At 66.1% G+C, this 1,120-nt stretch carries 2 protein-coding genes and 1 pseudogene; 2 read left to right on the forward strand and 1 reads right to left on the reverse strand.

Going from position 1 to position 1,120, the window contains the following annotated elements:
* Together AC04L7_RS19240 and AC04L7_RS19245 are read left to right on the forward strand one after the other, a co-directional pair.
* Positions 1-162 (forward strand): annotated as a pseudogene (locus tag AC04L7_RS19240) (UDP-N-acetylglucosamine 1-carboxyvinyltransferase); the annotation flags it as partial.
* Positions 159-494 (forward strand): EF-hand domain-containing protein, encoded by a 336-nt coding sequence (locus tag AC04L7_RS19245; protein ID WP_435999994.1) that lies wholly within the window; start codon positions 159-161, stop codon positions 492-494. The pseudogene AC04L7_RS19240 and the gene AC04L7_RS19245, both read left to right, overlap by 4 nt.
* A gap of 51 nt (positions 495-545) precedes the next feature.
* Here the strand turns inward: AC04L7_RS19245 and AC04L7_RS19250 are convergent, their stop codons facing one another.
* Positions 546-1,118 carry a DUF3108 domain-containing protein gene (locus AC04L7_RS19250; RefSeq protein ID WP_475513781.1) on the reverse strand — a complete coding sequence of 191 codons (573 nt, stop codon included), beginning with the start codon at positions 1,116-1,118 and terminating at the stop codon, positions 546-548.
* Positions 1,119-1,120 lie beyond the last annotated feature (2 nt).

Here is a 1,120-nt window from a genome sequence, read left to right on the forward strand (position 1 = left end):
GTGATGGCCACCGACCTGCGCGCGTCGGCGTCGCTGATCCTGGCCGGCCTGGTCGCCGGGGGAGAAACCACCATCGACCGCATCTATCACCTCGACCGCGGCTACGAGAACATCGAGGAGAAGCTCGGTGGCTTGGGCGCGAAGATCAGGCGCGTGTCGTGAGCCGGCCCGATCCCTCGTTGTCGGGCATCCGGCCGCGCTTCCCGCTGCGCCGGAAGATCCTGCTGGGCATCGTGGTGGGGTCGCTCGCGCTGGTCGCCGGGTTGCACTACACCGGATCCGCCGCGACGCACGGCATCACCACGCGCGACATGGACTGGAACGCTGACGGCACGGTCACGCAGGGCGAAATCGCGCAGGCGATCTTCTCGGTCGTGGTGGAGCAGAAGCAGGATGGCAACCGCCAGTGCAACACCTTCGCCTGGCGCAGTGGCGCCGGCACGATCCGGATGGACTGCAAGACCGTGTTCCAGGCCGACGCAGCAACCAAGTAATGAAAAAAGCCCGGCAACGCCGGGCTTTCTTGTTCTCGGCAACGTGCTGCGTCAGCGCCAGGACTTCAGCGTCAGGTCGATCGTGTCCTGCCCGTTCTCGCGCTGCAGGATGCGTGCCGGCACCGGAGCGTCGGCGACCACCCAGACGATGGTCTGCTTGTCCCCATCGGTGCGAACGACCTTCGTCGCGTCCTGCGGCTTGCCCCCGATGGTGATCCGCTCCTTGCCCGCGATCTGGTAGTTCATCGGCTTGGCGCGGCCGTTTTCCACCATGCGGTAGGTCAACGGCTTGCCGGCGGCGACGTCGCGCACGATGGCCAGGTTGACCAGCAGCGCATCCATGTCGCCGGCGACCAGTTTCACCGGACCGGCGCGATCGGGCTTCACGTCACCGTTCCAGGTAGCCTGCGCTTTCCCCCAGTCGTAGACCGTGTTGACGTTCTTCTTCTTGATGAGCAGGCGCGAACTGTCGCTGCTGCTCAAGGGACGCATGCGGCCCTCCTGCACGTCGAAGACGGTCTTCTGGCTCAGGTCGACGGCTTGGTTGCGCACGGTCAACGCGTACTGCCAGCGGTTGCCCGGCTGCGGCGTCACCGACATCTGTCCTTCGCCCACCATGCCCAGCG

The organism is Pseudoxanthomonas sp. LjRoot204_2 (assembly GCF_056175765.1).